Origin of the sequence: Pediococcus sp. EKM201D, assembly GCF_011800215.1 — a bacterium.
In the GTDB taxonomy this organism is placed as follows: Bacteria; Bacillota; Bacilli; order Lactobacillales; family Lactobacillaceae; genus Pediococcus; species Pediococcus pentosaceus.
Genome location: NZ_JAALFK010000001.1, coordinates 231,431 through 245,433, shown reverse-complemented (window position 1 = coordinate 245,433; position 14,003 = coordinate 231,431). Strand labels below are relative to the sequence as shown.

Genomic DNA, 14,003 nt, shown 5'->3' with positions numbered 1-14,003 from the left:
CTAATTAATTTCTGTGACATGGTGAACATCTAAATCAAGGGGTTTGATATCATGTTTCTCCCATTCAGCAAACATTTTTGCTGTCTTCGTGGAATTGGGCATAATGACAATGCCACAATCACCACCACCGGCACCAGAAGACTTAGCAGCTCCATCAAATTTTTCAGCAATATCGCAAAAGTTGGTAAGCGTCGTGGTCTCAATCGAAACGCCACTAAATAAGCTTAACTCTTGTAATAGGTGCCGATTGTTAGTGATCTCACGTTGAATAACTGTAATATCAGCATCACGAAAACCATCAATCATCTTATTGATACAAGATGCGCTTTTGGTCAAAAACTCATGATAGCTATCCGTTTCTTGATAACTGGTTGTAGCAACTTGATCAACTAAATCAGAAGTGGAGGCTGGGGAGCCTGTCCAGCCAATGTAAAGGCGTAAATCTGATGGAGGAGTGAGTAATTCAATTTTTAATTGAGGCCAAGGCGTTCTTAAAATTGTTTCTAAATCTTTAGTACGACGCATACTGTTTAACCAGTCTCGATTGAAAGATTGGTAAGCAATCCAACCGCCATAAACGCTAGCTGCAATATCTCCCAAAGAACCGTTTCCTTGCACATCTAAATGTGCAATTGATGCAAGTTTGAAGAGTAGTTCTTTAGTTAACGGAATATTATAAAATTTGGCCACAACTTTAATGGTGGCGACGGTTACGGCCGCAGAACTTCCTAGACCATATTTTTTACCATCACTGCTATCTAAATCACTATTGATGTATAAATTATAAGTTTTTAATTTACGATTAAGCAAAACAGCTAGTTCTTCAATAATCGAAATAGCTGAAAGGATATAGTGATAAGGGTTGTCCCGGTTATCAACCACTAATTCACTACCACGACGTCGCCAGGAAAGAACATTATTTTGATATTGTTTAGAAATAATATTTCCGACGGTTAATTTACTAGGTTCAAGGCTGGCAGTGACGAATTGATTAATTGCCACTAGCACGGCATTATTGCCAGGTTCGACAATGGCATATTCACCAGCAATATATAATTTTCCGGGAGCTTTTTCTGTTATCAATTTAAAATTCCTCTTAGTTTTTAGTAAATTTAATTCCACTACCAGGCTTAGCCACGACTAATTGATCTTGATCAAAGTAGCTGGCAAAGAACCGCTTAACCCGCGTAATGTTTTTAGATTGGCACAGAACTTTAACGTTGGGTCCGGCATCAATGGTGTAGTAACACTCAATTCCACTTTCACGCAGTTGTTCAACCAACTTAATCGCTTGAATGGTTTCAGGTGCAAAATAGGTAAAAGCAGGCTTAGAAGATAAAGTCGTTGCATGCATCATGGCTGCACTGTGTTCTGCCAATTCACCAATTTTAGTAAAATCATTGTTTTGTACAGCACTAATCATTTCTGGAATTGCTTGGTTAGTAGCTTCCACCCACGCAGGATAGAAAGGCGAAGTACTAGCGGTATGTTGCATTCCTAGCGTACTTTTAACTTTCTTTTGGCGTCGATCAATGACGATAGTAACCATATTTAAATCAATTTGGTCTTCAGATACAATTTGTTCGGCAAAGGAACTTTGATGATCATATCCGCGATGCCAATGCACAATCCCGCCGAAAACTGAGCGCGAAGCTGAACCGGAGCCTAAACGTGCTAGTCGTGAGAGATTAGTTAAATCAGTATGTGAACCTAAAGCACTCACTGCGGCCCCGGCTAGAGCAGCCATGCCTGAAGCTGAGGAGGCTAAGCCAGCGGCAGTAGGAACGTGATTTTCAGATTCAATTTTAGCAAAACCTTGATAACCAAATTCACTTTTAACCGCTTCTAGGACGCGATTAATACGTTGCATCTTTTTAACATCGATTAATTGATGATTTAGATAAAAAAGATTACTAGTGTATTCATCCGAAAAGGTTACCTCAGTATCGGTATAAAATTTGTCGAGGGTCAAAGAAATGCTGTCATTAGCGGGTAGAATTAAATCCGAGTTAATTTTACCCCAATATTTAAGTAATGCAATGTTAGTATGGGCTCTTGCAAAACCATGTTTTTCATTCATACGTATCGAAACCTACTTTTAAAGTTTTTCAATCCAAGTGGCCGTGGCTCCGCCAGCAGTAAGTTGCTGACTAATTTTTTCAGCAGCTGGAAGGTTAGGAGCAAGTGAAATCACACATCCTCCTAAACCACCGCCAGTTAATTTACTGCCAAGCGCACCTGAATCATTAGCAATTTTAATTAATTTTTCAACAGCAGGGTGACTGACTCCCAATTGACGTAAGTTAGTATGTGCTTCAGTTAAAATTTTCCCTAACGTACTTACATCATTTTGACGGAGGACAGTCGCAGTCTGACTAGTCAATTCTCCCAATTTTTCGATTAAAAGTCTACTGTCAGAGTCAAATCGAAGCTTATTTTTAACGATTTCGACTGCTTCACTCGTTTTACCCTTAATTCCCGAATCACTAATTATGAGGTAAGCGTCGACGTTGATTGGTAATGGCTTAATGGTACCATCTTTTTTAAACCAGATTGGATTATTAGCACTTGCAGTAGCAGAATCTAGCCCGCTAGGCTTTCCGTGAATAATCTTTTCTGAAATATCGACAGTTTTTAGAAGGGTCGTTCGCGTTAAGGGATGTTCAAAATACGCGTATAGGGCCCGTACTAGAGCAACTGCTGTCGATGCTGAAGAGCCCATTCCGCGTTCGGCTGGAACATCACTATCAATGGTAATTAATAAATTAGTATTGGGGCGATTAAGCTCGTTTAAAGTTTGTTTAATTAGATTTTTAATACCAAGTAGATTACTATGGATATCCTTTAGAGACCCATTAAAATAGCGACTTTTGATTTGAATGTCGCCATTAGTTGGTTGGATTTTAACCGTAGTTTTAACATTACGGATTGGTAATGCAATTGCAGGCTGTCCATAGACGACGCTATGTTCGCCAATTAAAATTATTTTTGAATTACTACTCTTTATAATTTCTTCCACGACGATACTCCTTTTTGGTCCAAATTAAATGATACCTTAAATAAAACAATTGTTCTATGTAGAGAAGGTAAACATTTGGTAAAATTAATAGGTAGATAACAAAGTGGAGATGTGAAATGAATAAAACAAAGTATGCCGTCGTTGATTTAGAAATGACAGGTAGTGATTTCGATGGTGACAATCGAATCATCCAAATCGGATGCGCTTTTGTTGAAAATGGAAAAATTGTGGATACCTTTCAAAGTAAGGTTAATCCGCAAAGACCGATTCCAGCGGGAATTACTAAACTGACAGGAATCACCGATGAGCAGGTGCAAAATGCCCCTAAATTTAATGATATTGTAGATGAAGTATATCGAAAATTAGTCGATACTGTTTTTGTAGCTCATAATGTAGAATTCGATTTTCCCTTCTTGAAGCAAGAATTGGTTCGTAGTGGATATCCGGAACTTAACATTCCAGCTGTCGATACGGTTTCCCTCAGTCAAATTGTCTTTTCATTTACCAAGGGTTACCGATTACGTGATTTAACTAGCTATTTAAAAATTGAACATGATGATCCACATTCTGCTGATAGTGACGCCATTGCTACAGCTAATTTGTTAATTGCGATCAAAAAAAATCTCCAACAACTTCCCATTGTAACGTTAGAACGTTTAGTGGAGTTAGGAAAAGACTTACCACGCCAAACGCTATCGATTTTAAAGGACGCTCTACATGAGAACAAACAAAATCCGCAAAAAATTGATGTTGATTTAATGGTGGTCGATGGCGTTGCTTTAAAAAAGCCGATTGCTTTACAAACTGAACACCAAGCAGACGAGAAATTGGTTTATCCTCGGGGAAAACGAGAAAAGGAACAGTTATACAATGGAACCTTAAGCTGGCGTAAATTACAGGGTTCAATTATGAATTTCACCCATCAACAGTTTTCAGTTACGGAAGGCTTCAAAAAGCATGTGGTTATTGAAGCTCCTACCGGATCTGGGAAAACCTTGGGTTATTTATTCCCATTGAGTTATATTGCACGTGAACAACAGCGTAAAGTAGTTGTTAGTGTACCTACAACCATTTTACAAAACCAAGTTCTAGCAGTAGGACGTCAGCAGTTGAATGCTATTTTAGAAACGCCGATGCAGTTTGCAATTCTGAAAGGGAGTAGTAATTATCTTAATTTAGAAGCCTTCATGAAAAGTATTACCCATCAAACGTTAAGCAAAGATTCTCGCTTGGTGGCCATGAAGATTCTGGTATGGCTTACTAAGACGGATACTGGTGATTTTGATGAAATTAACCACCATATTAACTTTTCTAACTTCGTCGATGGCATAAGACATCATGGAAAAACCGTGCTTAACCCGAAATCTAAGTTCTTTGAGTATGACTTTTACCGTAGAGCGATGAAGAAGTTGAAGTATGCAGACTTTATTATTACCAATCATCGTTATTTAGCATTACACGCCGATGAAATTGGAGAATCTGATCAACAACCATTACTAGTGATTGACGAAGCCCAGCATTTTCCAACGATTGTTTCCAATATGAATCAAAAATTTCTAGACTTAAACGAGTTGATGATGGAAACCCATCGGTTAGTTAGTCGTTTAGTAATGAACCATAAGCGCAATTTAATTCAAGCGACTAAACATCAACCCTTAGCTGGATTTCATATTCGGCGCTTTGTTAACAGTCTCGAGCATATTAATACTCAAATTACGGAGATTCAACAAAAGCTATTTGATAAATTTGTGGCTCCTCGTAAGAAAAATTTATATGAAAATCAACCAGCCGAGATTGTCATTAAAAATAATGTTATTAACCAAATGGCTAAGCACGAATTTCATCAAGTGGTTCAGGAATTGGCCAATACATTTATTGAGTTTGATGCGTTAGATCGCTTTTTTAAAGACCAAGAACTTACTCCGGAAATTAGGGATGATTGGGCTCAAATCAAAGCTTTTCAAAGTAATTTAACGAAATTCTACGATGCTATTCGAGAAATTACCGATCATCTCAATCAAAATATTTACTGGATCACGCTAGGTCCAAATCATGATCCGGGAAGTATTCGGATTGGTAAAGAAATTTTAGATACGGGAGAATTCTACCGGCAAAAAATCGAACCATTTTATCATAAGGTTCTTTTAATTGGTGGAACGCTATTCTTTGAACATAAGCGTAGTTACTTCTTAGACCAATTTGGCTTGCATAAACCCGAGACATCGATACGGACTTTCAGACGCGGCGTGGACTTCGAAAACCAGTTAGATTTTGAAGTACTACAAAGCGACTTTACGATTGATTATGAAAGCAACCAGGATCAATATGCTGACTTTTTGGCAGAGGCAATTGAAGCGTTGACGAGGGATGTTAATCGTCAAACGCTAGTTCTCTTTAATTCTTTAGAAACCTTGCGAAATGTTTATAATAGGCTACATGATTCTGATTTAAACGAAAGTCGCAGGATTATCGCGCAAGGTATCCATGGTTCTAAAGCAAAAATCATTCGAGAGTTTAACGATGAAGAAAATGCTATTTTGTTTGGAGCAGCCTCTTTTTGGGAGGGAGTCGATTTTCCAGGAGATCGTTTGGAATATTTAATTGTGACTCGCTTGCCATTCCGTTCACCGGAAGACCGGATGGTTCAATTTGCACGTAAGAATAAGCGCTCCTCCTTTATGAGTTTTGTCTTACCAGATGCCTTGTTAACTTTCAAACAAGGGATCGGGAGGTTGATTCGTAATAGTGATGATACAGGGGTAGCAGTAATGTTAGATAACCGTATTATTAATAAAGATTATGGTAAATTGTTTATTAAACAGCTGCCAAGTGGCGTAAATGCCAATTTAGGTAATATTAATGAAGTCAAAGAAAGAGTGAATAATTTCTTTAATAATCAAGAATAGCTTTCTTTGAAGCTGACTTTTGATATATAATCATTTTGTTAGTGTTAGACGAGGGGTATTATGGCAGAAAAAAATAATAAGCATCCATTTTGGTTAATCGCCTTTATTGTCATTGCAACGGTTGTGGGCTCAATATTTATTATCGTGCAAGAAATTAATCGACCAGAGCGCTATGACAGTAAGGTAGCAACCGAAATTGCAAAGAAAAATACCGATTTAAAGAAAGTCGATCGAGTAACTCGATTTGTATATAATCAGGTTGAATATACGGTCTCTGGAACCAAGGCTAATGGAAATAGTATTTTCGTTGTGCTTACGGATAACGGCAAAAAGGCTACAGTATATGACCAAACGGCAGGTGTAAGTGAACAAAAAGCCATCGCTAGTGTTCAAAGTAATCCTAATCTGAAGAAAATTACTTCTAGTCGATTTGGAATTATTAAAAACAAACCAGTCTGGATGGTTTCTTATATCAACCAAAAAGATAGATTAGTTACTAAAACGATTAACTTTAAAACGGGTGAAGAACTCAAAACCATTACAACATACTAATAGGAGGAACAAATGCAAGATTTACTTCTTAGTTTTTTAGAGGACGGGAGTATCAGCATTGCTAACTTTTTATTAGATAACTATGCAAAACTCGGCATGACAAATGACGAGTTTTTGCTTTATCTACAGATTAAAAAGGAGCAATCACGGGGAAATTCGTTTCCTCAGATGGATAAACTTGCTGATAGCCTCGGAATGACTAGTCAAAACCTCTTTTCGACCATCCAAGCATTACAAGACAAAAAGATTCTAGAAATTAAACAGCGAAAAGACGACCAAGGGCGGTTAACCGATTTTTATGATTTTAGCCTGCTTTATCAAAAAATGATTGCGTTATTTGATAATAAAGTAGAAGAAACTGAAAAGGTGGCAACCGCTAAGCAGGAAAATAATATCTATGATCAAATTCAGATTGAGTTTGGTCGACCTTTATCGCCAATTGAAATTGAAACCATTTCGCAATGGATTGATACCGACCATTTTTCTTATGATTTAATACGTTTAGCTCTTAAGGAAGCTGTATTAAATCAAGCATATAATTTAAAATATATGGATCGAATTTTGTTAAATTGGCAACAACGTCACTTAACCACTCCAGCTCAGGTTGAAAATAGTTTGAACTCTCGAACTACTAGTCAGGATACGAGTTCATCGAATAAAGATAATCAAAAGAAGCATATCCAAATTCCACTGGTTAAATTAACTAAAGACAACTAAAAAAGATCATCTCATTGATTGAGATGATCTTTTTTAGTTATTCAGAATCACTAGCAGAGCTAGTAGAAGTTGTTGAAGCAGAAGTGGTAGTAGAAGTGCTATCACTTGTCGTATCATTACTGCTTACGTCAGAGCTATAGGATGGTGTGCTGGAGCTATCTTCAGAAGAAGTATCGTTGCTGCTACTATCATCGTCGTCAGCATCAGAACTACTATAACGACTACTATAAGAAGAGTTTGAATGCTTGCTAGAATAACTTGACCAGCTACTGCTACTGTTGTTCTTAGAGTATTCATCACTCTTGCCAGTCTCATCATAATCTTCACCAATTTGATAATACTGGTTAGTACCTTTTTTACCAACTGTTGAAGGCATGGTCCAGTCTTCGTTGGAAGAGTATTGAGATAGGTAATAAATCATATACTTCCAATAATACTGAGCTAACTCAGTTTGTGATTGAGTTAGGTAACCAGTCGAAGTATTTGGATGATCATAACCAGTCCAAACAGCTAACGAATAATCCTTGGTATAACCAGCCATCCAAGAATCACTAGATGCTGAACTTGGAATGTCATTTGCTTCGGTAGCTTTCTTCGAATAGGCTACGGTACCAGTTTTAGAAGCCATATTCATGCCAGTAATATTAGCTGCAGTACCAGAACCTTGCGAGTCAGTTGTGACTCCTTTTAGAATCGATGTCATCAAGAAAGCTGTAGCCTTACTCATTGCACGAACACCTTTAGACTTGTAGGTATAGGTTTTACCGCTATTAGTATCAATTTTATTAATATAAGTTGGCTTGTGATAGATACCATCATTAGCAAAGGCAGCATAGGCAGCGGCTGTTTGAAGTGTAGAAATGTACAACCCAATTCCATTATTAAGGTTATAGGGTTCCTTACTTGTAATTCCTAAACCTTCAAGGAAAGTTGTTGCCTTGGAAATGCCGACATCTTGTAAGGTTCGAATCGCAGGAACGTTTCGAGATTGAATTAACGCATCTCGTACTGTCATTGTTCCCTTAAACTTATGATCAAAGTCATAAAGTTTTGTGTCTGTTCCAGGATAAGTAAATGGAGTATCTTTAACTTTTCGATACGTCGACCACTTCAGATATTCAAATGCGGGACCGTAATCCATTAGTGGTTTAGCGGTTGAACCAGAGCTACGGTCAGTTTGAACAGCTCGGTTTAAACCATAAGTAACATCACCAGTTTTACGTCCACCAATCATCGCGGCGATTTTTCCATTTTTACTATTGACTAACGTGGCACCAATTTGAAGCTCATCATCGTTAAATTGTACCGTTTGGTCATTATTTGCTAAATCGTAAAGTTTCTTTTGAGCCGCATAGTCCATGTTAGTATAAACTTTCAAACCACCCTTAGCAGTATCAAATCCTTTATCAGAAAGGTCTTGTAACACTTGTTTGATATAAGGATCAATAATCTTGTTTTTCTTAGCTGAGTTAGTTGAAGTTTCATGGGTCTCTGAAAGTCCATCAGAGATACTTTCTTTTTGCGCTTCTGTTGCTTGAGCTTGAGTAACTACTTTATTAGAAGCCATGGCTTGAAGAACCGTGTCTCGACGGGACTTAGCATACTTAGGGTTACTAATTGGATCGTAATTAGTAGGGGATTGTGGCATACCGGCTAATAAAGCCAATTGAGCTAAATCTAATTTTTCAAGCGACTTACCAAAGTAATACTTAGCCGCTGTTTGCATACCGTAAATACCATTACCCATGTAAACCTTATTAATATAGAATTCAAGAATCTGATCTTTACTATATTTCTTATCAACCTTCAAAGCTAACCAAGCTTCTTGAGCCTTAACTCTTAAAGTTCGATCTGATGCGTCCGTAGAGAATACAGATAATTTAACCAATTGCTGAGTTAAGGTACTAGCGCCTTGTAGACCTAAAGAAGATCCTGTAAGGTTAGCAACTGTTGCTCCTACAATACGAATGGGATCCACACCGTTATTCTTGTAGAAGCGACGATCTTCAATCGAAACAATCGCGTTCTTTAAAGTCTTTGGAATCTTGTCTTTTTTAACATATTCACGATTTTGTGATCCCAGACGAGTTAATACTTTACCGTCTTTATCGTAAATTACAGTGGCGTTATCACTCGATAATTTAGCTTCCGTGATTTTAGGAGCGCTTTGAGCATAGTACATAAAGAGCCCACCACCGAAAATAATCATCGCTACAAAAACTGCTACTGCTGCCAACAATAACTTCTTAATTAAGGAAGAATGTCGGTTGGGTTTAGGGTGTTTACCCATTTTCGAATGTTGCGTTCGTCGCATGGGTCGATTTTGGTACTGATTTCCGTTGTTCATAGATAATCTCCTTGCTGTTAGAAAATCGATTTTTTATAAATTCTCTATAATTTTATCAACCGCTTTTAGGTATGGAATTAAAGGATTCATTTGGTATTCCAATTGATATCCTTGTTCTTCAAATACCGAAAGGGGAATCGATTTCCGACCACCATTTTCTTTACTATCCCAAAACTGAAAAAGATCTTTCGTCTTCAGTAGAAATATCTTGTTCAATTTTACAAACTTTATAATTGTAAAGCAAATTCCACCAACTTTCTCGCAATCCTTCATATGATTAATTTGATGCTCATGGAAATTACTTAAAGGAAAGGAAGTAGAATTGGTTGTTTCCTTTGCGTCAAAATCGATATACTTACCTCGATATACTCCATTATAGTCAGTAGTGGAAGCCTTACTAAAGTAAGCCTCTTTAATCTGTGCCGCGCTGCGTTTAGGATAATCAACCTTCACAATTTGAATTGGTGTTGGTTTTTTATGAATAACAGCAACCCCGTGGCTTAGATAATAAGCGTTACTTTCATTAAGTTCTTCTTCTAAGGACATACCTCTTTTACCGTAAATAGGAGGCATGCTAACCTTGGCTTGGCTCATTTTAGGAGTGGTTGCTTTTGACCCAGTTGGATAATTAAATTTCAAAGATACGTCCTCCTGTTCATCTATTATACTATGGTATTTAGTTTGATAGATTACAAATAGTTTAAAAAGCGTATATCATATAGAAAATAAAACAAAATTTAATATTATGCTAAATTTAGGATTGAGGTGAGCGTTAATGAGTAGATTATGGGTGACAGGGTATCGTAGTTATGAATTATCAATTTTTTCAGACCAGGATCCCAAATTAAAAGTAATTCAAAATGCACTGAAACGAAAGTTAATTGAGAAAGTTGAATCTGGCACCACGTGGATAATTGCTGGGCCGCAATTAGGAACTGAACAGTGGTCGCTTGAATTAGCAAACGAACTCAAAATGGATTATCCAGAATTACAGACAGCCTTAATGTTTCCATTTAGTGATTTTGGTAAACAATGGAAAGAAGAAAAAGTCGAGAAACTAGCTTTAATCAAAGCGAAGGTAGATTTTTTTGCTAATGTTAGCGAAAATCCTTATCAAAACCCTCAACAATTAAGAAATTACCAAAACTTCATGTTAAACCATACCGATGAGGCCCTTTTGTTGTATGATGATGAACATGAAGGAAAAACTAAATTTGATTTAAATGCCATTCGAAGCTTTCAAGAACATAATTCATATAATGTAGAAACGATTGATTTTTACGATTTAGAAGAAGAATCCATGTTATATGAAGAAAAGGACGAATAATTCTTTGAATTTTTTAAAATCTTTGATACAATGATACATGGTAATTTGAACAAAAGTAATCGACGAGGTGCAACGATGGACAACATTAATTTTACTCCAAAAGATATTTTGCAAAAGGAATTCAAACCAAAGATGCGTGGATATGATCCTGCTGACGTGGATACATTCCTAGATTCAGTGATTAAAGATTACGAAAATTTCGGTAAAGAAATTGAACGTATGAAGAATGAAAATGATCGTTTAACTGACAAAGTTGACGAACTTAATAAGCAAGTTTCTGCTGGTGGAACTGTTGAAGAATCAGCACCAGTTAGTGGAGCTACAAACGTAGATGTTTTGAAACGTTTGTCAAACCTTGAACGTCGCGTGTTTGGTGCTCAACTTGAAGATACTGATAATAGTTCACATCGTATCTAATTCAATTTAATAACACTTTGTAAATCTCGGGTAATTGCGGTTAGCATCTGCTAACTGAGGAAAGTCCATGCTCGCACAAGCTGCGATGCTTGTAGTGTTCGTGCCTGGTGAAAAAATAAGCTGGGGCATTTGCTTTGCAAATGACGGCAAGTGAACAAGCTAAAGCCTTCGGTCATGCTTAAGTAGCTTTGAAAAGTGCCACAGAGACGATCTTATTAAGAAATTAATAAGTTGGAACGCGGTAAACCCCTCGAGCGGGCAACCCAAACTATGGTAGGGGAGCTTCACATCTGGAATTGAACTAAATGTGGGGGCAGACATTGTCTGGAGATAGATGATTACCCAAATTTAAATTTTCCTGAGAATTTATTTTGGACAAAACATGGCTTATAGAGATTTACAAATCAGGAAAGCTAGGGTAAAAGTTATCTTTTATCCTGGCTTTTTATTTTAACTAAAATTTATAAATAGGGAAGTAAATATGAAGAAATTCAATTTAATTGCCACAATGGCAAGTGGTTTAGAAAGTTTAACAAAAAATGAATTAAAAGATTTGGGTTATGAAGTTCAAACTGAAAATGGTCGGGTTCGTTTTGAAGGGACCTTTGAAGATATTATTAAAACTAATTTATGGTTAAGAACCGCTGACCGAATTAAAATAGTTGTTGGTGAGTTTGAAGCTAAAACGTTCGATGATTTATTCGAATCTGTAAAGGCATTGCCTTGGGACGAATTGATCCCTGTGGATGGAGCCTTTCCAGTTAGTGGCAAATCTAAAAAATCAACTCTTTTTAGTGTTCCGGATGTTCAAGCTATTACTAAAAAAGCGGTTGTTGAAAAATTACGTGAGGTTTTCCATTGGCGTAATCAATTTCCAGAAACAGGGGCTAAATATGGTCTTGAAGTAGCCATTGATAAAGACCATGTCATGATTACCCTTGATACAACGGGTGATAGCTTATTCAAGCGTGGCTACCGTTTACATAAAGGTACTGCTCCACTAAAAGAAACTATGGCAGCCGCATTGGTTTTGCTAACTAACTGGTATCCAGACAAACCACTTGTGGATCCATTTTGTGGTTCTGGTACAGTTTTAATTGAAGCAGCCATGATTGGCCAAAATATTGCGCCGGGTTTTAACCGTGATTTTGCCTGTGAAGACTGGCCCATTGTCGATCAAGAAATGGTAGAACGGGTTCGTGCTGCTGCAGATGAAAAGGCCAATTACGATGTTGAATTAGACATCACTGGTTACGATATTGATCAAAATATGATTGATATTGCAACTGAAAATGCGGAAGAAGCTGGATTATCTGGAATTATTTCCTTTAAGCAACAAGCAGTTAAGGACTTTAAAACTGATAAGAAGAATGGTGTTATGATTGGTAACCCTCCTTATGGGGAACGAATGGGGGACCAAGAGTTAGTTCGAAAGATTTATCGTCAATTAGGGACTGCAACGGGATCGCTAACTACCTGGAGTCGTTATTTTATCACGAGTGATTTAGATTTTGAAAATTACTATGGTCAAAAAGCCACTAAAAAACGTAAATTATATAATGGTGCTTTGAGAACCGATTATTTCCAATTCTGGGGTAAACGTGAAAGGTAGGTCTTGATAGTGAAAATTGCGGTTATTGGAAATGGGATTGTTGGCGCAACTTTTGTTAATGAAATTTTAGAGCGATTTCCTGCATACCAAATTGTCCAATTTGACGGTATTAAAGGGACTGCAACGACAGCTTCTGCCGGAATTATTGCTCCTTGGTTATCTAAACGTCGAAATAAAAAATGGTACAATTTGGCTCGTCAAGGGGCGGAATATATGTACCAAATAGCAGAAAAATACCGAATGCCTCCAGCAGTCTATTTTAAAAGTGGCGTAATTTATACACGAGATAATAATGAAAAGATTAGTGCACTACTCACCTTAGCTAAGGACCGAATTAAAGACGCTCCTCAAATGGAGGGATTTCGGCGGATTGATAATGCCGAAATCAAACAACTTTTTAATTTTATCCAAACTGAAAATAATGGAGTTTTAGTTGAGGGTGGCGCACGAATCGATGGACAAAAATTTGTTGAATTTTTGAATCAGCGCAATCAAACAAAGTTCGAATTACGTAATGAACGAGCTGTTTTATCGAAAAATGGAACAGATACCCTGGTTAATGGTGAAAAATTTGATTTAATCGTCTTAGCTGTAGGTGCTTGGCTAAAAGATACTTTAAGCGATATTGGCATCGAAGCCTTAACTCGTCCTCAAAAGGGGCAGTTAATTGAAGTAGAGCTTCCTGGGCAAGCCCAAGTTAATGCAAGTGCTCCCGTTTTAATGCCTGAAGGTGAACGAGATTTCATTCCTACTAACCAAGGAACTTTACTCATTGGAGCTACTCATGAAAATGATCAAGGATTTGATTTAACAGTGAGTGATCAAATTATTGATGATTTATTAGCCAGTGGACAACGAGTGATTCCTAATTTAGATAAATCGATGGTTAAGAATACGCGCGTAGGAACACGGGCGTATACTGAGGACTTTGCACCATTCTTTGGCTATTTGCCAAATCATCCACAAATTATGGTAGCGTCTGGATTAGGTTCATCTGGGTTAACTACAGGTCCAATTATTGGAAAACTATTAGCTGATTTAGTAGAAAATCCCGAGTTGGATATGACTGATTTGACTAAACCACTGACAACATACATTAAGTAGAG

Annotated in this window: 12 protein-coding genes and 1 other RNA gene; 8 read left to right on the top strand and 5 right to left on the bottom strand. The window is 37.2% G+C overall.

The annotated features are described in order from the left end of the window. Genes HFC68_RS01190 through mvk form a run of 3 tightly spaced genes read right to left on the bottom strand, consistent with a single transcriptional unit; the run spans position 1 to position 3,019 of the window. Entirely contained in the window at positions 1–1,083 is a 1,083-nt protein-coding gene (locus HFC68_RS01190; RefSeq protein ID WP_023440342.1) for a phosphomevalonate kinase, read from the bottom strand. A 13-nt stretch (positions 1,084–1,096) separates the two neighbouring features. Continuing rightward, a complete protein-coding gene (gene mvaD / locus HFC68_RS01185) occupies positions 1,097–2,080 on the bottom strand; it encodes a diphosphomevalonate decarboxylase (RefSeq protein ID WP_011673348.1) in 984 nt (327 codons plus the stop codon). Between the two features lie 18 nt (positions 2,081–2,098). Next, on the bottom strand, positions 2,099–3,019 hold the full coding sequence (mvk, locus tag HFC68_RS01180; RefSeq protein WP_011673349.1) for a mevalonate kinase: 921 nt from the start codon (positions 3,017–3,019) through the stop codon (positions 2,099–2,101). Between the two features lie 116 nt (positions 3,020–3,135). Between mvk and HFC68_RS01175 the strand changes: the two genes are divergently transcribed. From HFC68_RS01175 to HFC68_RS01165, 3 genes are read left to right on the top strand one after another with little or no spacing between them, the layout of a single operon-like run. Continuing rightward, entirely contained in the window at positions 3,136–5,925 is a 2,790-nt protein-coding gene (locus tag HFC68_RS01175; protein WP_167399574.1) for a helicase C-terminal domain-containing protein, read from the top strand. 60 nt (positions 5,926–5,985) lie between these two features. Beyond that, positions 5,986–6,477: a DUF5590 domain-containing protein gene (locus HFC68_RS01170; RefSeq protein WP_011673351.1), complete on the top strand. Its 492-nt coding sequence runs from the start codon at positions 5,986–5,988 to the stop codon at positions 6,475–6,477. 12 nt (positions 6,478–6,489) lie between these two features. Further along, positions 6,490–7,194: a DnaD domain-containing protein gene (locus HFC68_RS01165; RefSeq protein ID WP_011673352.1), complete on the top strand. Its 705-nt coding sequence runs from the start codon at positions 6,490–6,492 to the stop codon at positions 7,192–7,194. Between the two features lie 37 nt (positions 7,195–7,231). Here HFC68_RS01165 and HFC68_RS01160 read toward each other — a convergent pair whose 3' ends face one another. After that, positions 7,232–9,541: a PBP1A family penicillin-binding protein gene (locus HFC68_RS01160; RefSeq protein WP_011673353.1), complete on the bottom strand. Its 2,310-nt coding sequence runs from the start codon at positions 9,539–9,541 to the stop codon at positions 7,232–7,234. A 33-nt stretch (positions 9,542–9,574) separates the two neighbouring features. Then, the gene (gene recU, locus HFC68_RS01155) at positions 9,575–10,180 is read right to left on the bottom strand and encodes a Holliday junction resolvase RecU (RefSeq protein ID WP_002833049.1); all 606 of its coding nucleotides are present in this window, start codon (positions 10,178–10,180) and stop codon (positions 9,575–9,577) included. A 136-nt stretch (positions 10,181–10,316) separates the two neighbouring features. Here recU and HFC68_RS01150 point away from each other — a divergent pair, with 136 nt between their 5' ends. The 5 genes from HFC68_RS01150 (at position 10,317) to HFC68_RS01130 (ending at position 14,001) form a co-directional block, all read left to right on the top strand. Then, positions 10,317–10,868 (top strand): DUF1273 domain-containing protein, encoded by a 552-nt coding sequence (locus tag HFC68_RS01150; protein WP_002833050.1) that lies wholly within the window; start codon positions 10,317–10,319, stop codon positions 10,866–10,868. Between the two features lie 75 nt (positions 10,869–10,943). Then, a complete protein-coding gene (gpsB, locus tag HFC68_RS01145; protein ID WP_002833051.1) occupies positions 10,944–11,285 on the top strand; it encodes a cell division regulator GpsB in 342 nt (113 codons plus the stop codon). Between the two features lie 22 nt (positions 11,286–11,307). Then, positions 11,308–11,680: RNase P RNA component class B (rnpB, locus tag HFC68_RS01140), an RNA gene on the top strand. 86 nt (positions 11,681–11,766) lie between these two features. Further along, positions 11,767–12,897: a class I SAM-dependent RNA methyltransferase gene (locus tag HFC68_RS01135; protein WP_011673354.1), complete on the top strand. Its 1,131-nt coding sequence runs from the start codon at positions 11,767–11,769 to the stop codon at positions 12,895–12,897. Between the two features lie 9 nt (positions 12,898–12,906). After that, positions 12,907–14,001, top strand: a complete 1,095-nt coding sequence (locus HFC68_RS01130) for an FAD-binding oxidoreductase (RefSeq protein WP_011673355.1) — start codon at positions 12,907–12,909, stop codon at positions 13,999–14,001. Positions 14,002–14,003 lie beyond the last annotated feature (2 nt).